The organism is Streptomyces sp. CAU 1734 (assembly GCF_039888735.1).
Taxonomy (GTDB): domain Bacteria; phylum Actinomycetota; class Actinomycetes; order Streptomycetales; family Streptomycetaceae; genus Streptomyces.
Genome location: NZ_JBDQQP010000001.1, coordinates 611,771 through 634,333, shown reverse-complemented (window position 1 = coordinate 634,333; position 22,563 = coordinate 611,771). Strand labels below are relative to the sequence as shown.

The 22,563-nt window shown below is 69.8% G+C and carries 19 protein-coding genes and 1 tRNA gene; 11 read left to right on the top strand and 9 right to left on the bottom strand.

All coding sequences use genetic code 11. The annotated features are described in order from the left end of the window. The first annotated feature begins 28 nt into the window (after window positions 1-28). Window positions 29-556 carry a flavoprotein gene (locus AAFN69_RS02620; RefSeq protein ID WP_347726558.1) on the top strand — a complete coding sequence of 176 codons (528 nt, stop codon included), beginning with the start codon at window positions 29-31 and terminating at the stop codon, window positions 554-556. A gap of 257 nt (window positions 557-813) precedes the next feature. Here the strand turns inward: AAFN69_RS02620 and AAFN69_RS02615 are convergent, their stop codons facing one another. After that, the gene (locus AAFN69_RS02615) at window positions 814-2,760 is read right to left on the bottom strand and encodes a protein-arginine deiminase domain-containing protein (protein WP_347726557.1); all 1,947 of its coding nucleotides are present in this window, start codon (window positions 2,758-2,760) and stop codon (window positions 814-816) included. 317 nt (window positions 2,761-3,077) lie between these two features. Between AAFN69_RS02615 and AAFN69_RS02610 the strand changes: the two genes are divergently transcribed. Beyond that, on the top strand, window positions 3,078-4,097 hold the full coding sequence (locus tag AAFN69_RS02610; RefSeq protein WP_347726556.1) for a DUF6344 domain-containing protein: 1,020 nt from the start codon (window positions 3,078-3,080) through the stop codon (window positions 4,095-4,097). 46 nt (window positions 4,098-4,143) lie between these two features. Here the strand turns inward: AAFN69_RS02610 and AAFN69_RS02605 are convergent, their stop codons facing one another. Next, window positions 4,144-4,854 carry a DUF5324 family protein gene (locus tag AAFN69_RS02605; RefSeq protein WP_347726555.1) on the bottom strand — a complete coding sequence of 237 codons (711 nt, stop codon included), beginning with the start codon at window positions 4,852-4,854 and terminating at the stop codon, window positions 4,144-4,146. Window positions 4,855-5,210: 356 nt separating this feature from the next. Between AAFN69_RS02605 and AAFN69_RS02600 the strand changes: the two genes are divergently transcribed. Together AAFN69_RS02600 and AAFN69_RS02595 are read left to right on the top strand one after the other, a co-directional pair. Further along, window positions 5,211-5,744 carry a peptidylprolyl isomerase gene (locus tag AAFN69_RS02600; RefSeq protein ID WP_347726554.1) on the top strand — a complete coding sequence of 178 codons (534 nt, stop codon included), beginning with the start codon at window positions 5,211-5,213 and terminating at the stop codon, window positions 5,742-5,744. Between the two features lie 156 nt (window positions 5,745-5,900). Then, on the top strand, window positions 5,901-6,806 hold the full coding sequence (locus tag AAFN69_RS02595) for a rhomboid family intramembrane serine protease (RefSeq protein ID WP_347726553.1): 906 nt from the start codon (window positions 5,901-5,903) through the stop codon (window positions 6,804-6,806). Window positions 6,807-7,183: 377 nt separating this feature from the next. On the opposite strand, the gene crgA is transcribed toward AAFN69_RS02595, so the two are convergent. Beyond that, the gene (gene crgA, locus AAFN69_RS02590; protein ID WP_347726552.1) at window positions 7,184-7,441 is read right to left on the bottom strand and encodes a cell division protein CrgA; all 258 of its coding nucleotides are present in this window, start codon (window positions 7,439-7,441) and stop codon (window positions 7,184-7,186) included. A 142-nt stretch (window positions 7,442-7,583) separates the two neighbouring features. Here crgA and AAFN69_RS02585 point away from each other — a divergent pair, with 142 nt between their 5' ends. From AAFN69_RS02585 to AAFN69_RS02565, 5 genes are all read left to right on the top strand, one after another. Beyond that, the gene (locus tag AAFN69_RS02585; RefSeq protein ID WP_347726551.1) at window positions 7,584-8,351 is read left to right on the top strand and encodes a DUF881 domain-containing protein; all 768 of its coding nucleotides are present in this window, start codon (window positions 7,584-7,586) and stop codon (window positions 8,349-8,351) included. 263 nt (window positions 8,352-8,614) lie between these two features. Beyond that, a complete protein-coding gene (locus AAFN69_RS02580) occupies window positions 8,615-8,827 on the top strand; it encodes a hypothetical protein (protein ID WP_347726550.1) in 213 nt (70 codons plus the stop codon). Further along, a complete protein-coding gene (locus AAFN69_RS02575; protein ID WP_347726549.1) occupies window positions 8,824-9,474 on the top strand; it encodes an aminodeoxychorismate/anthranilate synthase component II in 651 nt (216 codons plus the stop codon). The genes AAFN69_RS02580 and AAFN69_RS02575 overlap by 4 nt, the downstream gene beginning before the upstream one ends. Next, window positions 9,471-10,646 (top strand): class E sortase, encoded by a 1,176-nt coding sequence (locus tag AAFN69_RS02570; protein ID WP_347726548.1) that lies wholly within the window; start codon window positions 9,471-9,473, stop codon window positions 10,644-10,646. The genes AAFN69_RS02575 and AAFN69_RS02570 overlap by 4 nt, the downstream gene beginning before the upstream one ends. Window positions 10,647-10,715: 69 nt before the next feature. After that, window positions 10,716-11,402, top strand: a complete 687-nt coding sequence (locus AAFN69_RS02565) for a class E sortase (RefSeq protein WP_347726547.1) — start codon at window positions 10,716-10,718, stop codon at window positions 11,400-11,402. A 189-nt stretch (window positions 11,403-11,591) separates the two neighbouring features. Here the strand turns inward: AAFN69_RS02565 and pknB are convergent, their stop codons facing one another. The 6 genes from pknB to AAFN69_RS02535 all read right to left on the bottom strand — a co-directional run bounded on the left by pknB (window position 11,592) and on the right by AAFN69_RS02535 (window position 19,720). Beyond that, window positions 11,592-13,595 carry a Stk1 family PASTA domain-containing Ser/Thr kinase gene (gene pknB / locus AAFN69_RS02560; RefSeq protein ID WP_347726546.1) on the bottom strand — a complete coding sequence of 668 codons (2,004 nt, stop codon included), beginning with the start codon at window positions 13,593-13,595 and terminating at the stop codon, window positions 11,592-11,594. 168 nt (window positions 13,596-13,763) lie between these two features. Beyond that, complete coding sequence (locus AAFN69_RS02555; protein WP_347726545.1) at window positions 13,764-15,227, bottom strand: penicillin-binding transpeptidase domain-containing protein; 1,464 nt, start codon at window positions 15,225-15,227, stop codon at window positions 13,764-13,766. After that, window positions 15,224-16,633 carry an FtsW/RodA/SpoVE family cell cycle protein gene (locus AAFN69_RS02550; protein ID WP_347726544.1) on the bottom strand — a complete coding sequence of 470 codons (1,410 nt, stop codon included), beginning with the start codon at window positions 16,631-16,633 and terminating at the stop codon, window positions 15,224-15,226. Before AAFN69_RS02550 ends, AAFN69_RS02555 begins: the two co-directional genes overlap by 4 nt. A 25-nt stretch (window positions 16,634-16,658) precedes the next feature. Further along, window positions 16,659-18,203, bottom strand: a complete 1,545-nt coding sequence (locus AAFN69_RS02545) for a PP2C family serine/threonine-protein phosphatase (RefSeq protein WP_347726543.1) — start codon at window positions 18,201-18,203, stop codon at window positions 16,659-16,661. 136 nt (window positions 18,204-18,339) lie between these two features. Continuing rightward, entirely contained in the window at window positions 18,340-18,855 is a 516-nt protein-coding gene (locus tag AAFN69_RS02540) for an FHA domain-containing protein (RefSeq protein ID WP_347726542.1), read from the bottom strand. Window positions 18,856-18,865: 10 nt separating this feature from the next. Continuing rightward, window positions 18,866-19,720 carry a DUF3662 and FHA domain-containing protein gene (locus tag AAFN69_RS02535; RefSeq protein ID WP_347726541.1) on the bottom strand — a complete coding sequence of 285 codons (855 nt, stop codon included), beginning with the start codon at window positions 19,718-19,720 and terminating at the stop codon, window positions 18,866-18,868. Window positions 19,721-20,142: 422 nt separating this feature from the next. Here AAFN69_RS02535 and AAFN69_RS02530 point away from each other — a divergent pair. Together AAFN69_RS02530 and AAFN69_RS02525 are read left to right on the top strand one after the other, a co-directional pair. Beyond that, a tRNA-Leu gene (locus AAFN69_RS02530) sits at window positions 20,143-20,226 on the top strand. Between the two features lie 336 nt (window positions 20,227-20,562). Beyond that, complete coding sequence (locus tag AAFN69_RS02525) at window positions 20,563-22,335, top strand: histidine kinase (protein WP_347726540.1); 1,773 nt, start codon at window positions 20,563-20,565, stop codon at window positions 22,333-22,335. Window positions 22,336-22,563: the final 228 nt, after the last annotated feature.

The window sequence follows — 22,563 nt, the reverse complement described above, 5'->3', positions numbered from 1 at the left end:
CGCTCGCATGTGTGGTCGGATGGCCGGCATGACGACGATCTATCTGTTCGGGAGCGCGGCGCCGCCGGTCTTCGAAGTCGACACGGTGATCCGGGATCTCCAGTCGCGCGGATGGGACGTGTGTCTCGGACTCACACCGGCTGCGGCGGACTGGCTCCGCGATGACCTGGGCACGCTGGAGGAGCTGACCGGGCACCCGGTGCGCAGCCAGTACAAGCGCCCCGGCGAGCCGGACACATGGCCCCGCGCTGACGGGATCCTCTTCGCTCCGGTGACGGCGAACAGCCTCAATTCCTGGGCGCTGTGCCTCACGTCCGCCTTCGTCGTGGGGGTGGTGGCAGAAAGCATCGGGAAGGGCATCCCGACCGTGGCCATGCCATGCGTGAACAGCGCGTACGCCGCTCACCCGCAGGTGGACAGGAGTGTCTCCGAGCTGCGCCGGATGGGTGTCACCGTGCTCTACGGTCCCGGCGGCTTCGAGCCGAACCAGCCCGGCGAACGGCGTCCCTACCCCTGGCAGGCCGCAATCGACACGGTGACCCGGCTCGTCTCATAGGATCCCTGCGCGTCTCCGGACAGGGATTCACATGATCGAGGCCGATCCGCGCCGATTCTCCAGGAGCACGGATTCGTGGATGCGTCCGCACCCGGCGCACGGGCAGGCTCTTCGGCAGACGCGTCAAGGGCGACAAGCAGCGGGTGACTCCGGCCCGGGGCCGCCCGCCCCGCCTCGCCCCCGTGACGGCGCCCCCGCACGGAACCGAGGTCCGCACGGGGGCACCGTCATGAAATACCGTCAGGAGGCCGGGACCGCTACCACCACTGCTGGGAGGCGTCCCGCAGGGTGTTCGTCCCGCAGTGCACCTCTCCCCAGCCCAGGTGGTACGTGTACCAGTCGTCGATGTACGCGGTCTTGAAGCCCGCCTTGGCGTACACCGCGCTCACCGCCGCGCCGAAGACGTCCTTGCCGCCGATGACCGGGCCCCACTGCTTCGCCGAGAGATAGCGCGAATCGCTGAGCACCACACCATTGACCGCGCCGGGCACATACGCGCCGGTCTGCACGACCGGAGCCTTGCCGCTGCCGGAGAAGGCCCGGTCGCCGCGCTTGTCCTTCGGGCCCGTCTTGAACTGACCGAAGAAGTCGCCGTTCAGCCGGCCCAGCTTCGGGCTGATGGAGCTCTCCTGCTTCCGGGCCTCGCCCGCGCGCCCCATGGCATGGCCCGCGAAGAGGCTCGGCACCCGCATGATCTCCGCGTCGGTGATCCCGGTCTCCGCCTTCAGCAGCCGGATGTTCGCGTCGATCCGCGTCTGCGCGGTCTTGTTGTCGGCGAGGAACTTCTTGTTCGCCAGCACCTGGGCGATGGTCTCCTTCGGGGCCGGCTCACCGGCGTACGAGGGGACGGAGAACATCTTCTTCTTGCCGTGACCCGCGGCCTTGGCCTTGTTCAGCACCGCCAGGCCCGCCTTGGTGTCGGAGACGGCGATCCGCCAGCCGCGCGGGGTGTCGGCGGGCAGGAACTGCACGAACTCGTCCACATGGCCGACGGCCAGCCACGCGGTGTCGAGCAGCAGCGGCGACTGCATGCCCTGCGAGGCGAGGAAGGTCCGCATCGACTTCGCCGGCTTGGACTTGCTGTCCGGCCGGTGGCCCATGATGATCCGGCCCGCCGGGTACGACTTGCCGTTGTGGGCGTAGGGCGGAATCGTCTCCAGGTTGCCCATGGAGTTGAGCGTCCACTCCTCGTTCGGCAGCGCGTCGACCGGCTGGATCACTCCGATGTCCCGGCCGCGCAGCTTCTCGAAGAGCTCCCGCCCGGCCTCCCGGTCCAGCTGGGCCGAACGGATCATCAGCCGTATCGCGTGGGTCTTCCCGCCGGGGCCGGTCATGCTCACATAGCCGGGCTCGAAGAAGTCCTGCGTCCAGGGGTCCTGGGAGCGGTTGAACTTCTTCACCGGCCGGGTGATGCCCGCGGCCTTGACCTCGCGCTCCAGGTCGGCGACGAACTTGTGCTGCGCCTTGGTGAGGGATCCCGGCCAGTTCGGGTCGGCCGGGATCTTCGTCACCAGGACTTCCTGGGCCCGCTGCTTGTGGTGGTGGGTGAGCACCGGGGCCGTCTTCAGCAGTACGTCGTCGGAGGCGGTGGCACCGTCCTGGGTGACGGTCAGCCGGACGGTGACCTTGCCGTCCCAGACCTTGGAGTCCCGCACCACATCGGTGGCCTCGACCCCGAACTCCACCCCGGCGCGCAGCTCGGCCGCGGTCAGCCGGTCGGCGGCGGTGAAGTGCTTCCACTTGCCGCCGCGCTGGATGAACAGCCGGGCCTTCTCCGTGCCCGCCAGCGTGACCGTGCCGGTGGCCGTGTCGGAGACCGACGGGGCCGGGACGGTCTTCACCCGGGCCAGGTCGGCCGCGTCGCTCGCGCCGTTCAGCACATTGTCCGAGGCGTCGTGACAGCGGGCCAGCAGCGCCTCGCTCAGCGGCTTGCCCAGATGGTTCTTGACCGGACAGCGCTTGTTGTCGTCGTCCATGTTCGGCAGCATCACCGCACCGCGCGCGCGGCTCCAGGCGTCCTCGCCCGGAGTGTCGGTCGTGCCGGAGATGTCGACACTTCCGTCGCGGTTCACATCCGCCCGCAGATCGGCCACCGGTGCGGCGGGCGCCGCCGGGGCCGCCATCGCCTGCACGCCCACCGTACCGACGAGCACTCCGGCCATGCCGGTGGCCACGGCGGCGCTTCTCCAACCCTGGAGTCCCAAGGTTTCCTCCTCGTTCGTGGTTCGTCACGAGGAAAGAGCCCGGGAGGGGGTCCAGGGTTGTGCGATTTCCGGTGTGACCGGCGGAGATTCGCGAAGTGGCCGGTTTCTTGACGCAAAGACGATCAGGCGGAGGGCGGCCGGGGGAGTCCCCGGAACATGTCGATCCGCTTCTGGCCACCCGGAGTGAGCCGTACGGGTGGTGTTCATCAGAAGAACTGTCCAGCACCTGCGTCGGTCCTTCGCAAGTCGAGATGCGTACACATCATTACAAAGGTATGCAGATCGCCCAACCCGAACGTCATGGAAAGCGAGGGGTCATGGCCGCCACCGCCGCCATCAAGGTCAGAGACTTGTGGACCGCCTTCATCACCGCTCTTGTCACCCTCTTCGCCGCGCTGGGACTGACCGGCACGGCCTCCGCCACGCGGCGGACCGCCGGCGCCCCCGCCGCCGCTCCGGACTCCCCGGCCGTGCCGGTGGCGGCCCGGACGGAGTCGGGAGGCTCCGGGGATCCCGGCGCCGGAGCCGGAACGGGCTCCGCGGCGGGGGACTCCGCCGGAAGGACCGGCTCCCGGGGAATCACCGGGCCGCGGCGGGAACGAACCGTACGCGCCTCGGTACCCGCGCAGAAGACCAGGAACACCCGGTGGAACCCGCGCACCCGGGACAGGTCGCTGCCGCCCACCATCAAGCAGCGCATCGGCGCCGAGGCCCACGGCACCTCGCCCTCGGTCCGCAAACTGCCCGCCCTGGACACGGACACGATCCTCGGCACGGGATTCACCGCGGCCTTCGGACCGGGGCAGGGCTTCAGCCCGGGCACGGGACCGGCCGGTGCGCGGGACACCGCCGCGGGACCGGGCTCATCGGATACCGGAGCGGACGCATCGGGCACGAGGGCCGGTTCGGCGGGTACGCGTTCGTCGGGTGCGAGTTCAGCGGGTACGCGTTCAGCGGGTACGAGCTCATCGGGCACACGAGCGGGCGCATCCGCCGCCGCCGCGGGCGCGCGCTCCGAGGAGTACGCCGCCGACCCGGGCGCGCCGTCCGCCGCCGAGTCATACGCGTTGCGCCCCGCCGTCTCCCCGTCCGCCGCCACCGCGACCCCGCCCGTGACGGATCTTCCGGCCCGTCCGGCACTCACCGCTCTCGCGCCCTCCCAGGAGCGCTCACGGCAGTCGGCCCGGAACCGCTTCTCCGCCCACGACCGGCGCGGTGTCCCGGCCCGGCCGTCCGCCGTGGACCGCAGATTCACCGTGGTCGCCGCGGACGGGCCACACCGCGTGGACCACTCCACCGGTGACAGCGACGACAACGCGCTCGCCCCGGCGGCATGAAGCGCCGGGAGAAATACTCCGCTCCCGGCGCTCCGTGTGACTGCCGTCATGACGAATGGCGACGGCCGTCCGGCCTCTCCCCGTTGTCCGCGGCATCCGCTTCCTCTTGCTTCGCCCGTACCTCCGGGTCCAGTGCCTCCGGACTGCCGTCCACCGACGACAGCCGGTCGCGGTCCGGAACCTCGGTCGCGGCGGGCGGTTCCACCAGCCAGTCGGGATTGGCCTGCCGGTCCCACCACTTCCACAGAGCGAAAGCCCCGCCGGCCACCACACCGGCGATCAGCACCCCCCTGCCGACGCGCCCGGCCCTCGCCCGGCGTTCGTGCTTGGCCACCAGCTTCCTGATCTCCTTCGCCGTCACCTGACCGCGCAGCGCGGCCAGCGCGGCAGCGGAACGAGCCGCGGCCTCCGCCCCCACGGGCTGAGCGACCGCAACCGCGTGTTCCACCCGCGGTTTGGTGTAATCCGCCGCCTGGCGTGCGGCTTTCCGGGCCTGTGAGGCGGCTCGGTGTGCTGCGACGTCCACCTTCGGCGGCACATGCGGCGCCACATGGGTGCCGTACTGAACACGGGCCTGGGTACGGGCCTGCTGAGCGGCCCGGGAGACCTTGGGCGCGAGCAGCACACGCGTTTCATGCGCGTAGTGCGCCGCCTGGTCCCTGGCTGTACCGGCGTATGGCGCCACCACTTCCGCGGCGTGCAGCACGCTTTCTTTCGCCGAATCGGTCGCGGCGCGCACGCTGTCCATGCGGGTCACGGGGATCCTCCTCCTCGGTGGCGTTTCGTGGTCTGGGCGCAATTCCCAGGTCGGCACATGTCGCCTTTCCCTCTGCTGGGAAATCATGCCTGCCGGGCGCTGCCGCGGCATGTGGGGCGGGCATCCGGGTCACGCCCGCTCCGCCATTGGTGCGACCCCCCTCCCCGGCCCCGCTCCCCGCCCTGTTCTCCGTGCGGCACCCCGCCCCGCTCCCCACCCGCTCTCCGGCGCTTCCTCCGGCTCCGATTGATCCGCCGTTCCCCGGCCCCGCCTCCCGCGATTCCGGCTGCACGGCGGCTCCGGTCCGCCGTGCGAGGATCGTCGCGTTCAGCGGAAGACTTACGGAAGGCGGGACCGTGGCCGAGCAGCTTTACGCCACCCTCAAGACCAATCGGGGCGACATCGAGATCCGGCTGCTGCCGAACCACGCACCGAAAACGGTCAGGAACTTTGTCGAACTGGCCAAGGGCGAGCGTGAATGGACCAACCCGGACACCGGCGAGGTCTCCAAGGCGCCGCTCTACGACGGCACCGTCTTCCACCGGGTGATCAAGGGCTTCATGATCCAGGGCGGTGACCCGCTGGGCAACGGCACCGGTGGCCCCGGCTACAAGTTCCCGGACGAGTTCCACCCGGAGCTGGCCTTCACCAAGCCGTATCTGCTGGCCATGGCCAATTCCGGGCCGGGCACCAATGGCTCCCAGTTCTTCATCACCGTCTCCCCCACCGGGTGGCTGACCGGGAAGCACACCATCTTCGGCGAGGTCACCGGCAAGGCGGGCACCGCCGTGGTGGACGGGATCGCGAACACGGAGACCAACCAGCGCACCGACCGCCCGGTCGACGACGTGGTGATCGAGTCCGTGGTCGTCGAGACGCGCCGGAGCTGACCCGCTCGCCGCTTCCGGGGCCCCCGCCGGGCCCCGTTTCCGCCGATTCCCCGCCGATTCGCGGTTCGGGCCGCAGCGCCGGGGGAACAAACACGCCCCGTTCATCCGTCTGGATGGACGGGGCGGTGTGTTGATTCGGGAGGATTGAGGATTTTCATGGACCAGGCGCCAGGCAGTCCGCAGGAGCCACAGGGGCCGCAGGGCGCGGCGGGCCTGACCCACTGCTACCGGCACCCCGATCGCGAGACCGGGATCAGCTGCACCCGCTGCGAGCGCCCGATCTGCCCGGAGTGCATGATCAGCGCGTCGGTCGGCTTCCAGTGCCCGGAGTGCGTCCGCACCGGCTCCGGCACCGGCCACAGCCCCACCGCCAATCAGCCGCGCACCATCGCCGGGGGCACCCACACCGGTGACGGCTTCCCGGTGACCAAGGTCCTCATCGGGATCAATCTCGCGGTCTTCGTCCTGGTGCTCACGCTCGGCGAGCGGTTCCTCGCCGAGACCGAGCTGATCGGGTACGCGTACAGCCCTCAGCTGGGCGAGGTCGTCGGGGTCGCCCACGGCCAGTGGTACCGGCTGATCACCGCGGCCTTCCTGCACCAGGAAGTGCCGCACATCCTCTTCAACCTGCTGGGGCTGTGGTTCCTCGGCCGGATGGTGGAACCGGCGCTCGGCCGCAGCCGGTATATCGCGCTCTATCTGCTCTCGGGGCTCGGCGGCAGTGTGCTGGCCTATGTCCTCGCCGCGCCGAATCAGCCCTCGCTGGGCGCCTCGGGTGCGATCTTCGGACTGATGGGCGCCTTCATCGTGCTGGCGCGGCGGTCCCATCTCGACATGCGGTTCGTGCTCGTCCTGCTGGCGGTGAATCTGGTGCTCACCTTCACCCGGCCGGACATCTCCTGGGAGGGGCACATCGGCGGTCTGGTGACGGGCGTCCTGGTCACTCTCGGACTGGTGTACGCGCCCCGGGACCGCCGCACCCTGGTCCAGGCGGGCACTCTCGCCGGCGTGCTGCTGCTCATCGTGGCCGCCGTCATCGTCCGGACCGCCGCCCTGACGTGAGCCGGTGCCGGGCCCGCGGGCGGCGGTGGAAACCGCTGCCCCGGCGGCCCTGCGGCGCCCCTGCGGAAACGATATGAGCAGGGCTTTCCCCAGCTCCGGACGGTCGCTGTCCACTGGTTGTCCACAGCGGGTGGCGAATCCTGTGCGGGGGGTGGGGAACATGTGCTCGGCCGGTCACCGGGCCGGCTTTCCCCAGCGAGGGCAAGGGGCGGCTCAGGTCACCGAGATGGCCGAGGCAGTCACACCGGCGTCAACCCGCTGAGGGTTATCCACAGATCGTCTGACCTTTTCCCCACTGTGGACAACGCTGTGGATAACTCGGGCCAGAGTTTGACACCGGGCCGCCGGCCGGTTCTGCCGGCGGCGGCCCGATGGCACTACTTCCACTGAGTGGAGACACCGAATCCCGCGGCGATGAAGGCGAAGCCCACCACGATGTTCCAGTCGCCGATGCTGTCGAGCGGCAGTGAGCCGTCGGTCACATAGAAGAGGACGATCCAGGCCAGCCCGAGCAGGAAGAGCGCGAGCATCACCGGCGCGACCCAGCTCCGGTTGGTCAGCTTGATGGCCGTCGCCTGCTTCGTCGCGGGCGGCGGCGTGAAATCGGCCTTCTTGCGGATACGTGACTTCGGCACGAGGGACTCTCCTGTCGATGCGCTGCGTGACCGCGCAGGGAAACTGTGGCTGACGCCGGGGTGTGGAGCGACGGGGCCGCTCCCTCCTTCCGGGCGTCCGTTAGCGTAGTGCTTCCGCGGCGCCTGAGGAGATAAGGGTACGTTGAGTAATTCCGCCAACTCCAGGCCAGGGCCGGTTCGCTTCTTCCGGAAGCGGGTGGGCCGGCTGCTGACGGCTGCCGTCTTCGCGCTCGCCGGCCTCATCTTCGTCACCAGTTTCAACACCGCCAAGGGCACCAATCTCCGCACCGACGACTCCCTGCTGAAGCTCTCCGACCTGATCGAACAGCGCAGCTCCAAGAACGCCCGGCTCGACGAGTCCACCGCCGGTCTGCGGGACGAGGTCGACGCCCTCGCCGACCGGGACGACGGATCCACCCGGGCCGAGGACGAGCGGCTCGGGGCCCTGGAGGGCGCCGCGGGCACCCGCGAGGTCAGCGGCGGGGCCCTGACCGTGACCCTGGACGACGCTCCGCCGAACGCCCGGGCGGCCCCCGGCTACCCCGAGCCCCAGGCCAATGACCTGGTCATTCACCAGCAGGATCTCCAGGCCGTGGTCAATGCGCTGTGGCAGGGCGGTGCGAAGGGCATCCAGGTCATGGACCAGCGGCTGATCTCCACCAGCGCCGTGCGCTGTGTGGGCAACACCCTGATCCTCCAGGGGCGGGTCTACTCACCCCCGTACAAGATCACCGCGGTCGGCGACCGGGGCCGGCTGGAGAAGGCGCTCGACGCCTCGCCGGCGGTCCGGAACTACCAGCTCTATGTGAAGGCGTACGGACTCGGCTGGAAAGTGGACGAGCGTGACGCGGTGACTCTGCCCGGTTACTCGGGCACCGTGGATCTTCATTACGCGGAGCCCGCGCGGTAACACCCCGGGCGTGGCGGGGGAGGCGGTCCGTTCGCCGGTGCGGCTGATCGCCGGGACCCGGCGGACGGGGCGCCCCGGTGCACGTACCGGATCGGGCGCCGGCCGCCGCGCGCGGTTCCGGCCGATACCGGGGTGATCGATCGCGGGCCCGGCCGGAGGGCGCCCGGCCTGTGACGGACGGCAGACCACCGGCTTCGCGCAGCCGACCCGCCGGGCGGCACCGACCTTTAGTCTGGACCGGTACCGAACGGAGAGGGACGGCGATGTACGGCTGGATCTGGCGCCATCTGCCGGGCAACACATGGATGCGGGCGGTCATCTCGCTCGTCCTGGTGCTCGCGGTGGTCTATGTGCTGTTCCAGTACGTCTTCCCGTGGGCGGAACCGCTGCTCCCGTTCAATGACGTGACCGTGGACGGCGCCGGGGCCGGTGGCGCGGCCGGGGCGTCCGGAGCGGAAGAGGGGGTTGCCCGATGAGCGCACGCATCCTGGTCGTCGACAACTACGACAGCTTTGTCTTCAACCTGGTCCAGTACCTGTATCAGCTCGGCGCCGAGTGCGAGGTGGTGCGGAACGACGAGGTGGAGCTCGCCCACGCACAGGACGGCTTCGACGGCGTACTGCTCTCCCCCGGGCCCGGCACCCCCGAGGAGGCCGGGGTCTGTGTCGACATGGTGCGCCACTGCGCGGCCACCGGGGTGCCCGTCTTCGGGGTCTGTCTGGGCATGCAGTCGATGGCGGTGGCGTACGGCGGAGTCGTGGACCGCGCCCCCGAGCTGCTGCACGGGAAGACCTCGCCGGTCACCCATGGCGGCAAGGGCGTCTTCGCGCATCTGCCGTCCCCCTTCACCGCGACCCGCTACCACTCGCTGGCGGCGGAGCCCTCCCGGCTGCCCCCGGAGCTGGAGGTCACGGCGCGGACGGCGGACGGGATCATCATGGGGCTGCGGCACCGGGAATTCGCCGTCGAGGGAGTGCAGTTCCACCCCGAGTCGGTGCTCACCGAACACGGTCATCTGATGCTCGCCAACTGGCTGGAGCAGTGCGGCGACGCCGGTGCCGTCGAGCGGTCGGCGGGGCTCACGCCGGTCGTGGGCAAGGCTGTGGGCAAGGCTCTGGCGTGACCGCCCGGAGTCCGGGGGACACGGGGGAGGAGTACGACCCCTTGCCGGACCGGTGGGGCGGCCCCGGGCATCCGGAGCCGCTGCCCGGTCCCGGGCGGGCCGAGCGCCGCAGAGCCGCGAAGGGCCGGGGACGCGGACGCAAGAGCCCCCCGCCGCCGCAGTCCGCCGCCGTCCCCGCCCCCGCTCCGCCGGACCCGCCCCGGTATCGGGCATCCGGATGGGACCAGGGCCACGACGGGCCGCGGCAGGGGCACGGCGGGTACGAGGCGCACGGCGAGTACCAGGGGCACGGCGGGTACGAGGCGCACGGCGAGTACCAGGGGCACGGCGGGTACGAGGCGCACGGCGAGTACCAGGGGCATCAGGAGTACCAGGGTCACCGGGATCACTGGAGTCACCAGGATCACCAGCCGTATCAGCGGCACCAGGGACCCGGCGGCGGTGAGCCGCCCGCGCGGCGGCTCACCCGGGTCGAGGCCCGCCGCGCCGCCCGCGCGGCCAAGGACAGCCCCGCCGTCGTCGCCAGCCGCGCCCTGGGCGAACTCTTCATCACCTTCGGTCTGCTGATGCTGCTCTTCGTCACCTATCAGCTCTGGTGGACCAATGTCCGCGCGGGCCAGGAGGTCGACAAGGAGACCAACAAGATCCAGGACGCCTGGGCGAAGGGCCGCGAACCCGGTGCCTTCAAGCCGGGCGAGGGGTTCGCGATCATGTACATCCCCAAGCTGGACGTGGTCGTCCCGGTCGCCGCGAGCATCGACAAGGAGAAGGTGCTCGACCGGGGCATGGTGGGCCACTACAGCGAGGGCCGGCTCAAGACCGCGATGCCCTCGGAGAAGACGGGCAACTTCGCCGTCGCCGGCCACCGCAACACCCATGGCGAGCCGTTCCGCTACATCAACCGGCTGAAGCCCGGCGACCCCATCGTCGTGGAGACCCGCGACACGTACTACACCTACGAGATGGCGAGCATCCTCCCGCAGACCCCGCCGTCCAATGTCGCGGTGATCGGGCCGGTCCCGCCCGGCTCGGGCTTCACCGCGCCGGGGCGCTACATCACCCTCACCACCTGCACACCGGAGTTCACCAGCACATACCGGATGATCGTATGGGGCGAGCTGACCGAGGAACGGCCTCGCAGCAAGGGCAAACCCGACGCGCTCGTAGGCTAGGACACCACCGGGGGCGGGGGGTTCCGCGCGCCCCGGTGGATTCTTCGGATCGGACGGGAAGAGACAGCAGTGTCACGTGCGCGCGGCCGGATCGCCGGTGTCATCAGTGTTCTCGGCGAGCTGCTGATCACCGCGGGTGTGGTGCTGGGGCTCTTCGTCGCGTACTCGCTCTGGTGGACCAATGTGGTGGCCGACCGGGAGGCGTCCCGCCAGAGCGACCGGATGCGCGAGAAGTGGGCGGACGGCGGGCCCGGCGGCCCGGGGGCGCTCAACACCAGGGGCGGTGTCGGCTTCCTCCATGTTCCCGCGATGAGGAACGGCGAAGTGCTGGTCAAGAAGGGCACCGACCTCAAGGACCTCAACAAGGGCACCGCCGGGTACTACACCGAGCCGGTCAAGTCGGGGCTTCCCTGGGACGCGAAGGGCAACTTCACGCTGGCCGCGCACCGCGACGGCCACGGCGCGAAGTTCCACAACATCCACAAGCTGCGGAAGGGTGATCCGATCGTCTTCGAGACGAAGGACACCTGGTACGTCTACAAGGTCTACAAGGTCCTGCCGAAGACCTCGAAGTACAACGTGAAGGTGCTCGACCCGGTCCCGGGGGAATCGGGCCGGACCAAGGCCGGGCGCTACATCACGCTCACCACCTGTACGCCGATCCTGACCTCGGACTACCGGTACATCGTGTGGGGCGAGCTGGTCCGCGAGGTGAAGGTCGGCAAGGACCGCGCCAAACCCGCCGAACTGCGCTGAGGCGCGCTCCGGGCCCCCGTACGCGGAAGCCCCGGCCACCTTCCGAGGTGGCCGGGGCTTCCGGCGTACTGTCCGCTCGCGGGCGGGGCCTCCGGCCGCCTCACAGCGGCCCTGCGGGCCCTTCAGGAGCCCCGGGGAGCCGTGGGTGCTCCCGGGGGGCCATCCACGGCTCCCCGGCCCGTTCCGGGCCTAGTCCCGGCGGCCGATTCCTCCGATGAATCCGCCGTCCCCGTCCCCGTCTCCCCCGCCGTCGCCGCCGTTGTTCCCGTTGCCGATGCCGAGGGTGGTCACATTGATCTTCTGATCGGGTGAGACCTGGGTGCCCGGCTGCGGGTCCTGGCCGCTGATCAGCGCATTGTCGTCGTCCGGGCCGTTGGTGACACTGCCGAGCTCCAGACCGGACTGCTCCAGCAGGGCCTTCGCCTGGCCGAGCGTCGATCCCTGGAGCTGGGGCACCGGCACGGTCTCCGCCGGGCCCTTGGAGACCTTCAGCTTCACCGTGCTGTTCTTCGGGGCCTTCTGGTCCCGTCCCGGCGTCTGGTCGACGACCTCGTTCTTGGGCTTCTCGGAGTCCACGAACTCCGTGGACACCTGGAAACCGAGGACCGAGAGCTGCGACTGCGCGTTCGCGAGCTGGGTTCCGACGACCGGCGGCACCGTCTCCATGGCCTGCTTGGCCACCGTGATGGTCACCGTGGTGTTCTTCTCGGCCATGCTGTTGGCCTTGGGGTCCTGCTCGATCACCGACCCGGCGGGGGCGTTCGACGACTCGGACTCCTTGACGTCGACCTTGAAGCCCTTGCGCTCCAGCGCCTCCACCGCGTTGTCCCGCGACTTCTCGGTGACATCGGGGACCTCGACCTGCGGGGCGCCCTCGGAGAGGATGTAGTCGATGGTGTCGCCCGGCTTGATCGAGCCGTCGGCCGGGGTCTGGCTGCAGATCGTCTTCTCCGGCTGATCGCAGCGGTCGGTGCCGGCCTCGTTCAGCTTGACCCCGGCGTGGCTCGCGAGTTTCGACGCCTCCTGGACCGTCAGGCCCACCAGGGCCGGTACGGGCACGTCCCCGGGGTCGGGCTCGTTCCAGAAGACGGAACGGCCGATCAGCACCGCGCCGATCAGCACCAGGATTCCCGCGACCACCAGCAGAATCGTGGAGGTGTTCGACTTCTTGGTCCGCCGGCGGCCCCGGCCGTCGTCATAGCCGCCGTAGCCGCCGTCGTCCGGATTCACCGGCGGCATCATCGCCGTCTGGCCCGCCGCGTGATCGGCCGGCCGCAGGGCGGCGGTCTGCTGGTCCTCCGGCGGGTATCCGCCGTAGCCGCCGGCGCCCATCGCCGCGGTCGCGGCCACCGGCTGGCCGTCCAGACACGCCTCGATGTCGGCACGCATCTCATCGGCCGACTGATAGCGGTAGTCGGGGTCCTTGACCAGTGCCTTGAGGACGATGGCGTCCATCTCGGGCGTGATCTCGGCGTCGAAGTTGGAGGGCGGCTGCGGCTCCTCCCGGACATGCTGATAGGCCACCGCGACCGGCGAGTCGCCGATGAACGGAGGGCGCACGGTCAGCAGCTCGTAGAGCAGACAGCCGGTGGAGTACAGGTCGGAGCGGGCGTCGACCTGCTCGCCCTTGGCCTGCTCGGGGGAGAGGTACTGGGCGGTGCCGATGACGGCCGCGGTCTGGGTCATCGTCATACCCGCGTCGCCCATGGCGCGCGCGATGCCGAAGTCCATCACCTTGACCTGGCCGGTGCGCGTCAGCATGACGTTGGCCGGCTTGATGTCCCGGTGGACGATGCCGTTGCGGTGCGAGTACTCCAGGGCCTGGAGGATGCCGATGGTCATCTCCAGCGTGCGCTCGGGGAGCAGCCGGCGACCGGAGTGCAGCAGCTCTCTGAGCGTGGAGCCGTCGACGTACTCCATCACGATGTACGGGATGGAGACCTGGTCGACGTAGTCCTCGCCGGTGTCGTAGACAGCGACGATCGCCGGGTGGTTGAGCGAGGCGGCCGACTGGGCCTCACGGCGGAACCGGGCCTGGAAGGACGGGTCACGGGCGAGATCGGCCCGCAGCGTCTTCACGGCGACGGTGCGGCCGAGCCTGGTGTCGTGGGCGAGGTAGACCTCCGCCATGCCACCGCGGCCGAGCACCGAGCCCAGTTCGTACCGCCCGCCGAGGCGACGCGGCTCTTCCATAACTGTTCCAGCCCTCTCCGTCAGTCGCCGCCGCACCCGGAGGCGGTCCGGCGGTGTGCTGTTGGCGCATACGCTACCGGGCGCTCCGTGCCCGTCCGGGCCACGACCGTCACCTGATACCCGACCGGTACCCCAATGTGCGGGTATCGCGATGGGACGTGACACCCGTCACTTCTTGCTCTCCAGCACCGCCTTCATCACGTCCTTGGCGATCGGTGCGGCCAGTCCGCCACCGGAGATGTCGTCACGGGCGACACCGCCCGCGTCCTCGACGATCACCGCGACCGCGACCGGGGAGCCCTCGTCGGTTTTGGCGTAGGAGATGAACCAGGCGTACGGGCGCTTGCTGTTCCCCACACCGTGCTGGGCGGTACCGGTCTTGCCGCCGACCTTGACGCCGTTGATCTTCGCGTTCCTGCCGCTGCCGCTGTCGACGACGTTCTCCATCATCTGCTGGACCAGCTGCGCGGTCTTGCCGGAGATCGGGCGGCTGAGCTCCTCCGGCTCGGTCTCCTCGATCACATCGAGGTCGGGGGACTCCAGCTGGTCGATCATGTACGGCTTCATCAGCTTGCCGTCATTGGCGATCGCCGCGGTGACCATGGCCATCTGGAGCGGCGTGGTCGCGGTGTCGAACTGGCCGATGCCGGACTGCGCGTTCTCCGAGCGCTCCATGTCGGTGTTGTACCGGGACGCCTCCACCCGGACCGGGGTGAAGAGCTCCTTCTCGTTGAAGCCGAACTTCTCCGCGGTCTCGACCATCTTCTCCAGGCCCACCTTGTTGGCGAGCTCGGCGAAGACGGAGTTGCAGGAGATCTCCAGCGCCTTCTTCACGGAGAGGTTCTTGCAGCCCTGGACCTGGTTGATCAGCTCGGTCCTGGTGCCCGGAAGGACATACGGGTCGGGCGTGTCGGTCTTGGCGTCGATGTCGTCGACCACCCCGTGCTCCAGCGCGGCGGCGGCGGTCAGCACCTTGAAGGTGGATCCCGGCGGGTAGACCTCGCGCAATGCCCGGTTGAGCATCGGCTTGTCCTTGTCCTTGTTCAGGGCAACCCACTGCTTGGTGTCGGCGTTGGAGTTCCCGGCGAAGGCGGAGGGGTCGTAGGACGGGGTCGACACCAGGGCGAGGATCTTGCCGGTCTTCGGGTCGATCGCGGCGACGGCGCCCTTCTTCTTGCCCAGCCCCTTGAAGGCGGCCTTCTGGGCGGCGCCGTTCAGCGTGGTGACGACATTGCCGCCCTTCTTCTTGTCGCCGGTGAACATCGCCATCGTGCGGTCGAAGAAGAGCCGGTCGGAGTTGCCGGTCAGGATCGGGTCCTGGAGCTTCTCCAGCTGGTTTGCGTCGAACGCCTGGGAGTTGTACCCGGTCACCGGGGCCCACATGGGGCCGTTGGCGTAGGTGCGCTTGAAGAGGTAGTCGCTGCCGCTGGTCTTGATGGAGCCGGTGATCGGCTTGCCGTCGACGATGATGTTGCCGCGCTCGCTGGCGTACCGCTCGATCGTCACCCGGCGGTTCCGGTCGTGCGTGTTCAGCTCCTCCGCCTCGACGTACTGGAGCCAGTTGGTGCGCACCAGCAGGGCGAGGACCAGCAGTCCGCAGAAGATCGCGATCCGGCGCAGGGGCTTGTTCACGGTCGGACCACCTGGGTCATCTCGGCGTCGGGGGAGGGAGCGGGCGCGGGTGCCGGGCGCCGGGCGGTGTCGCTGATACGGATCAGAATGGCGATCAGCGCCCAGTTGGCGATCACCGACGAGCCGCCGGCCGCGACGAACGGCATGGTCATACCGGTCAGCGGGATCAGGCCCATCACACCGCCCGCGACCACGAAGACCTGGATGGCGAAGGCGCCGGAGAGGCCGATGGCGAGCAGCTTGCCGAAGGGGTCGCGGGCGGCGAGCGCGGTCCGCACTCCGCGTTCCACGATCAGGCCGTAGATCAACAGGAAGGCCATCATTCCGGCCAGTCCGAGCTCCTCGCCCACGGTCGAGAGGATGAAGTCGGAGTTGGCGGCGAAGCCGATCAGATCGGAATTGCCCTGGCCGAGGCCGGTGCCGAGGGTGCCGCCGGCACCGAAGGACATCAGCGCCTGGCCGATCTGCTCACTCTGGTTCCAGGTGGCCTGGGCGAAGGGATTGAGCCAGAACTCCACTCGCTGCTGGACGTGAGGTTCGAAGGTGGCCACACCGACCGCTCCGGCCGCGGACATCAGCAGACCGAAGACGATCCAGCTGGTCCGCTCGGTGGCGACGTACAGCATGATCACGAAGAGGCCGAAGAAGAGCAGCGAGGTGCCGAGGTCGGTCTCGAAGACCAGGATCAGGATCGACATCGCCCAGACCACCAGGATCGGGCCGAGGTCGCGTCCGCGCGGCAGATACAGGCCCATCACCCGGCGGCTGGCGAGCGCCAGGGCGTCCCGCTTCACCATCAGGTAGCCGGAGAAGAAGATCGCGATGATGATCTTCGCGAACTCGCCGGGCTGGACGTTGATCGGGCCGAGGCTGATCCAGATCTTGGCGCCGTTGCGGGCGGGGAAGAACATCGGAAGGATCAGCAGGACCAGCGACACCGCCATCGAGATGTAGGTGTAGCGCTGGAGGATGCGGTGGTCCTTCAGGGCCAGCAGTACGGCCACGAAGAGCGCGATGCCGATCGCCGAGTACATCATCTGCTTGGGCGCGTCGGGGCTGAACGAACCCCAGGCGCTCTCGGCGCGCTGGATCAGTCTGGCCGACTGGTCCAGCCGCCAGATCATCACCAGCCCGAGGCCGTTGAGGAGTACCGCCAGCGGCAGCAGCAGCGGATCGGCGTACTTGGCGAATTTCCGCACCACCAGATGGGCCACCGCGGCGAGCAGGGCCATTCCGAGTCCGTAGCCGAGGACTCCGGCGGGGAACTCGCCGTCGATGGCGAGCCCCACATTGATGTACGCGAAGACCGGCACGACGACCGCGAACCCGAGCATCATCAGCTCGGTGTTGCGGCGGCTCGGTGCCTCGATCGCGCCGATTGTGGTGGTGTTGGTGACAACGCTCATATGTGGAGAGGCCCCCTACGGCCGATTACTGCTTGCCGCAGTTCGAGGCCAGCTTCTGCTCGTCCTCCGTGAGGGTGGGGCCCGGGGAGGGAGAGGGAGAGGCTGCGGTCGGTTTCTTCGGGTTCTTCGAGCCGGACTGGCCGGCGGGCACACCGGTGGTCCCCCCCGCCTCGCCTTCGCCGGCCGGGAAGGTCGGGCTCGCCTTGTCCGGTGAGGGAGTGTTGATCACATTCTTGGCGGCTTCGCGGCGCTGCTCCTCCTTCTTGCAGGCGGACGCCTGCGCGGAGAGCTCATTGATCTTGCTGCGTGCCTTGCCGAGGCTCTTCTGCGTGATCGTGGCCTCGACCTGCTTCTGCTGATACGGCGGCAGGTACTTGAGTTCGATCTCGGGGTGGTCCTTCTCCACCTTCGAGAGCGAGATCCACGCCAGATCCTGGCTGATGCCCTGGTAGAGGGCGACATGGCCGCCCTTGCTGCCGACGTAGTACTGCGTCTGCGTCCAGCGGTACCCGGCGTACAGACCGCCGCCGGCCACCGCGAGGGCGAGAGCGATGTAGAACGACCGCTTCAGCCACTTGCGCCCGCCGCCGGACTTGCCGAAATCGCCGTCGTCGTCGTATCCGTCGTGCCCGCCGTAGCCGTCACCGGAGCGGTCCCCGTCGTATCCGCCGGCGCCTCCGGCCGGGCCGAAGCCGCCGTTCTGCGGGGGTACGGGGCGGCCCAGGCCGGCCGCGCGCCCGGCCGGGGTCTGCATGGCCCCGCCGTCATTGAGCTGGAGCTGGTTCTCGGCCACCGCGCCGACGACCACCGGGGTGTCGCTGAGCTGCACGGCCAGGGTGTCGTTGGAGTCGGTGTCGAAGACATCGGCGACGATGCAGGTGATGTTGTCCGGGCCGCCGCCGCGCAGGGCGAGCTGGATCAGATTCTGGATCGTCTCCTGCGGGCCCTGATAGCTGGCGAGGGTCTCCTCCATCGTCTGATGGGAGACGACCCCGGAGAGCCCGTCGGAGCAGATCAGATAGCGGTCGCCGGCCCGGACCTCGCGGATGGAGAGATCCGGCTCGACATGGTCGCCACTGCCCAGCGCGCGCATCAGCAGGGAGCGCTGCGGGTGGGTGGTGGCCTCCTCCTCGGTGATCCGGCCCTCGTCGACCAGCCGCTGCACCCAGGTGTGGTCCTGGGTGATCTGCGTCAGCAGACCGTCCCGCAGCAGATAGGCGCGGGAGTCACCGACATGGACCAGGCCCAGCCGCTGACCGGTCCAGAGCAGCGCGGTGAGGGTGGTGCCCATGCCCTCGAGCTGGGGATCCTCCTCGACCATCATCCGCAGCTGGTCATTGGCGCGCTGGACCGCCATGCCCAGCGAGGTGAGGATGTCCGAGCCCGGCACGTCGTCGTCGAGCTGGACGAGGGTGGAGATGACCTCCGACGAGGCGACCTCGCCGGCGGCCTGACCGCCCATGCCGTCGGCGATGGCCAGCAGGCGGGGACCGGCGTAGCCGGAGTCCTCGTTGCCCTCCCGGATCATGCCCTTGTGCGATCCTGCGGCGAAGCGCAGCGACAGACTCATGCGCACCTCACCCGTCGGCTCGGGATACAGCCGGTCTCGCGCCACCCTGCCCACCCTCCGGTCGGGAGCCCGTCCCGGTCCGCTGTAGGGACCGCTGCGGCTCGCTCGCTCCGCTCGCGCGCTGTCATATGTCCTACTACTTCCGCAGCTCGATGACGGTTTTGCCGATGCGGATCGGCGCGCCCAGCGGAATCGGTGTCGGGGTGGTGAGCCGGGTCCGGTCGAGATAAGTGCCGTTGGTGGACCCGAGATCCTCGACGATCCACTGGCCGTCACGGTCCGGGTAGATCCTGGCATGGCGGCTGGACGCGTAGTCGTCGTCCAGCACGATCGTGGAGTCGTGCGCGCGGCCCAGCGTGATGGTCTGGCCCTGGAGCGTCACCGTGGTGCCGGTGAGAGTGCCCTCGGACACCACCAGCTTGGTGGGCGCTCCGCGCCGCTGGCGGCTGTTGGACTGCTGTCGCTGTGGTGGCGGCGCGGCCGCGGCCTGGCGCGCCTGTTGCGGCCGTGTGTCGGCAGTGCGGCGTGAGCCGCGCTGTGTGACACGCGTGCCGAACAGATCGCTCCGAATGACCTGTACGGCCACGATCACGAACAGCCACAGAACGGCCAGGAAACCCAGCCGCATGACCGTCAGGGTCAGCTCTGACATTGCCCCCGCTTCACCCTTCGGCTTGCCGGTAAACGATGGTGGTGCTGCCCACGACGATCCGCGAGCCGTCGCGGAGCGTAGCGCGGGTGGTGTGCTGCCCGTCCACCACGATGCCGTTGGTGGACCCGAGATCCTGGATCGTCGAGGGCGTTCCGGTCCGGATCTCACAGTGCCGGCGGGAGACGCCGGGGTCGTCGATCCGCACATCGGCGTCGGTGCTGCGGCCCAGCACCAGCGTCGGGCGGGAGATCTGATGGCGGGTGCCGTTGATCTCGATCCAGCGCCTCGGCTGGGAGCCCGGCTGCGAGCCGGACCCGCCCGCCGGACCGCGGTCCGGTACGGCGGAGAGGCCGGGACGTCCGCCGGGAGGGGCGGACGGCATCGGGGGAGCGGCGGCCGGCGGATAGCCGTAGCCGCCGCCGCGCCCCGGCGGATTCGGGGCCCCGGAGCCCGCGGTGGGCTCCTGGGAGGTGCCGGGGGACTGCGATGTGCTGGACGCGAGGGTTCGGCTGCGGACCCGGTAGAGGCCGGTGTCGAGATCCTCGGCCTTCTCCAGATGGACCTTGATCGGGCCCATGAAGGTGTACCGCTGCTGCTTGGCGTAGTCCCGCACCAGGCCGGCGAGCTCGTCGCCGAGCTGCCCGGAGTAGGGGCTGAGGCGCTCGTAGTCGGGCGCGCTCAGCTCGACGATGAAGTCGTTCGGGACCACGGTCCGGTCACGGTTCCAGATCGTGGCGTTGTTGTCGCACTCGCGCTGGAGGGCGCCGGCGATCTCCACGGGCTGGACCTCGGACTTGAACACCTTGGCGAAGGTGCCGTTGACCAGACCTTCGAGGCGCTGCTCGAATCGCTTCAGGACTCCCATCGGGCACCTCCTCCGTTGCTGTCGTCCTGATACTGCTTACTGATCGTATCCACGCGTCGGGAAATCGGCTGGTTCCCCTTGTCTGCCCCGTCGATGAGTGTCACCCCTCACATGGATCGTAGAGGCGGCCTCATAACAGTGTCCCGCACTCGGGGAGCCCCGAGGGGGAGCGGGGGGCGGACGGGCGGCGGGCCCGGCGTCCGCCGGGGCCGGGCCGCCGCCCGTCCGCTGTTTCCGCCGCTGCTCCGGCCGTTCCTCCCGTGCTGTTCGTGCCGCTGATTCCCGCCTCGTTCCCTCGTCTGATCCCCGGGGCGGGAGACCAAACAAACAGATGTGATTCCACCCTGGGCAGCGTGCTAATCTTCTGCATGTCGCCAGGGGGACACACCGAGCAGGTGTGAAACCGGGCGGCGGCACCCAATGCGCGGGTGGCGGAATAGGCAGACGCGCTGGATTCAGGTTCCAGTGCCCGAAAGGGCGTGGGGGTTCAACTCCCCCCTCGCGCACAGATCGCGAAGCGGGCTCCGGCCGGGATGAAAATCCCGGCGGGGTCCGCTTCTCGGCTTTTCCGGGCACATCATCTTTCCGGGTTCTCGCGGTTCCGCCGGGTTCTCTCCGGTTTCTTGCCGTCCTCGCGGGCGTCGCGGTTCTTGCGGTTCTTGTGGTCCTTTCCGTTCTCCTCCGTGCCCCTCCGGTCCTTGCGGGTCCTTGCGGTCCTCCGCCGGGCCCTCCCTCCGGTCTCTCCGGCGGTCGGCGCGGGGGTGCGGGGAGCGACGTTCGTCGCGCCGGGTCGGTACGAAAGTCGGCGGTGGGGGTTCTGCCCGCCCGCCTAGGGTTCCGGTGTGAATGTCACATCGAAGATGCCGGCCGGGCTGCGGGCGGGCTGGCGCTGGCTCGCCGTCCCCGAGCCGTGGTCGCGGCGCCCGCAGCCGCCGGCCGGCCGGCCGCGGGGGATGGGGATCGAGCTCGCGCTCGCCCTGGTGCTCGGGCTGACGGCCGGGCTGCTGGAGCTCCTGGTCGGCGGCGGTCTCCGGGTGTACGTCATGGTTCTCGCCGCCGGGGTGCTCTCGCTGCTGCGGCGCCGGCTGCCCGTACCCGCTCTGGTCGCGGCCTGTGCGCTCGCCGGGTACTCCGGCGCGCTCATGCCGGTGCTGCTGCTGGTGGGCTGGTCGGCGGGGCGCCGTATCACCGGACCCGTGCGGGCGCTGGCCGCGTTCGGCGCCGGCTGCGCCGTCTACTGCGCCGTCATGGTCCTCACGACCTGGCCCGGCGGCGGGCTGACCATCGCCAAGGGCATGTGGGTCGCCCTCTCCTTCCTCGCGCTCGCCGTCGTCCCCGGGCTGATCAGCCGTTACTGGAGCCAGCGCCGGACCCTGCTCCACGCGCTCCAGGAGCGCAACGCCCAGCTGCTGTGGGAACGCAGGATGATCGCCGGCCGTACGCGGCTCATGGAGCGGCAGCGGATCGCCCAGGACATGCACGACAGCCTCGGCCACCAGCTGGCGCTGATCGCCGTGCACACCGGTGCCCTGGAGGTCGACCCCGAACTGACCGTCCGCCAGCGGGAGGCGGTGTCCGTGCTGCGCAATGCCTCGGTCTCCGCGATGCACGAGCTGCGCGAGGTCGTCGGCATCCTCCGGGACGGTGTGGAGGCCGATCCCGCACCGGTCGACGAGTCCGGACGGGCCGCACGGGGCACCGCGGGGATCCCGGGCCTCGTGGCGGCGGCACGGGCCGCCGGGAACACCGTGGGGCTGCGGCACACCGGCGAGGAGCGGCCGCTGGCCGCGGCGGCGGACCACGCCGCGTACCGCATCGTCCAGGAGGCCCTGACCAATGCGTACAAGCACGCTCCCGGCGCCCCGATCGGGGTCGAGCTGCGGTACGAGCCCGACTCCCTGGTGGTGGAGATCGTCAGCGGTCCGGCGGTCTCCGGCACCGACGCGGTCAGCGGCGGGCAGGGGCTGACCGGGCTGCGGGAGCGCGCCAGGCTGGTCGGCGGCATGGTGCACGCCGGCGCGGCCGACGGAGGCGGCTTCCGGGTCGCCGGTGTCCTGCCCTATGGCGTGGTCGAGGCAGCGCCTTTCGTCGCGGGAGAGGACGACTTTCCCCGGCAGACCGGCCCCGCCGTCTACGACGATGGTGTTCCCGTCATGGACTGGAGCGTTGCGGGGCGGGAGAAGACGATGGAAGAGCTGGGCGGGCTGATGGCACTGGCCGGGGGCGACGGGAACCCGGCGGGCCGGAAGCGGCGCAATGGCTTCCGGCTCGGGTGCGGGATAGCCGTCGGAGCGTTCCTGCTGTTGGTCGCGGGGGTGGTGGTCGGGCTCTTCCTCCTCTTCGAATCCTTCACCGAGGGCATGATCGACCGGTCCGACTACGACGCGGTCACGGTGGGAGAGGCCGAGTCCGAGGTGCGCGACCGGCTGCCGAGCGGCGACACGATCGCGACCAGCGGGCTGCGGGACAAGGGTCCGAAACCGCCGGCCGGCTCGAACTGCCTGGTGCTGATGTCCTCGGAGTTCGGCGAGGGCCAGGACAGCGAACCGGTCTTCCGGTTCTGCTTCGCCGACGGAAAGCTCGTGGAGAAGAAGGCGTACGAGGTCGTGCGGTGACGGCCGGCGGGGGGTCGGTTCGCGGTGGGTCCTGCTGCGGTTCTCGCGGCGGGTTCCGCGGGGGGTCTTGCGGCGGGTGGCCCGGTGCTCGGCCCGGTGCTCCGCTCGGCGGCGGGCTTTGCGGTCGGGTCTGAGGCCGGCTTCGCGGCCGGCGCCGGCCGGGGTGAGCGTCGGCGGGGGCGGCGGACTCGCCGAGCCGGGGGCGGCCGGAAGGGTGCCCGGTGCGGC

Coding starts and splice junctions, on each gene's coding strand:
- AAFN69_RS02620 (WP_347726558.1), top strand. CDS start 29: ATGACGACGATCTATCTGTTCGGGAGCGCGGCGCCGCCGGTCTTCGAA.
- AAFN69_RS02610 (WP_347726556.1), top strand. CDS start 3,078: ATGGCCGCCACCGCCGCCATCAAGGTCAGAGACTTGTGGACCGCCTTC.
- AAFN69_RS02595 (WP_347726553.1), top strand. CDS start 5,901: ATGGACCAGGCGCCAGGCAGTCCGCAGGAGCCACAGGGGCCGCAGGGC.
- AAFN69_RS02580 (WP_347726550.1), top strand. CDS start 8,615: ATGTACGGCTGGATCTGGCGCCATCTGCCGGGCAACACATGGATGCGG.
- AAFN69_RS02575 (WP_347726549.1), top strand. CDS start 8,824: ATGAGCGCACGCATCCTGGTCGTCGACAACTACGACAGCTTTGTCTTC.
- pknB (WP_347726546.1), bottom strand. CDS start 13,595: ATGGAAGAGCCGCGTCGCCTCGGCGGGCGGTACGAACTGGGCTCGGTG.
- AAFN69_RS02550 (WP_347726544.1), bottom strand. CDS start 16,633: ATGAGCGTTGTCACCAACACCACCACAATCGGCGCGATCGAGGCACCG.
- AAFN69_RS02545 (WP_347726543.1), bottom strand. CDS start 18,203: ATGAGTCTGTCGCTGCGCTTCGCCGCAGGATCGCACAAGGGCATGATC.
- AAFN69_RS02540 (WP_347726542.1), bottom strand. CDS start 18,855: ATGTCAGAGCTGACCCTGACGGTCATGCGGCTGGGTTTCCTGGCCGTT.
- AAFN69_RS02535 (WP_347726541.1), bottom strand. CDS start 19,720: ATGGGAGTCCTGAAGCGATTCGAGCAGCGCCTCGAAGGTCTGGTCAAC.